Below are 843 nucleotides of genomic sequence, written 5' to 3' on the forward strand. Positions count from 1 at the left end.
GCGGAAAATTTATACAGCGGAGAGATAGACCGAAAGGGGATAGCATTATGGGGCATCTCCTGGGAACAGACCCTGACCCGACCATGAACCACAGAAGGAACTGAACAATGGCCACACAAGATCGCTCTGCAGCCTTGAGCCAATAAAGAGCGCAAAGGCAAAATTTACCTCAACCGTTTAAGAGCAAACCCGATTTTATAAACCCACAATTCAGAAGGAACTGACAATGCCAACACAAGATCGCTCCTACATTGGCAAAGGAAAAATTTACCTCAAGCGGTTAAGCGCCAGTACCGGCTTTTTACCGGTGGGCAATTGCAGCGCCCTCGAGGTGAGTTTTGAAGAGGACAAGAAAGAACAGAAAGACTACACCAGCGTGGGCGGTGGCAACGTCAACGTGGTTTCAAGAATAGACAGTGTCACCGGCAGCATGACCGCTATGGATTTAAGCGCCGCCAGTTTAGCGCCTGCCTTGCGAGCTGCGGTGAGCGAAGAGGCCAGCGGTTCAGTCACCGATGAAGTGATCGCCGCCAGCGGCACCGACGGTGAATTGTTGCCCTTTGCCTTTGCCCCTGACCATAGCCAGAGCATCACCGTGAAAGACGATATGGACAGCGCACTGACCGAAGGCACTGACTACAACCTCACCGCTAACGGCATCGTGGTGATCGGTACCGGCACTATTGATAACGGTGGCGTGAAGGTGAGCTACACCAAAGCACCGCAAGAGATCATGCAGGCACTGGTGGAAGCAGGCGAGGAGTTTGCTTTGTTCTTTGACGGCATGAACGAAGCGCAGTCCGGAAAACCGGTGAGCATTACCATGCACCGCTTGAAGTTTTC

General features: G+C 52.4%; 1 protein-coding gene. It reads left to right on the forward strand.

From position 1 onward, the window contains the following. Positions 1-226 precede the first annotated feature (226 nt). Positions 227-843 (forward strand): phage tail tube protein (locus tag AK963_RS29840; RefSeq protein WP_066018818.1); only part of this gene is annotated, 617 nt, incomplete at its 3' end.

Source organism: Endozoicomonas atrinae (genome assembly GCF_001647025.1).
Classification (GTDB): Bacteria; Pseudomonadota; Gammaproteobacteria; order Pseudomonadales; family Endozoicomonadaceae; genus Endozoicomonas; species Endozoicomonas atrinae.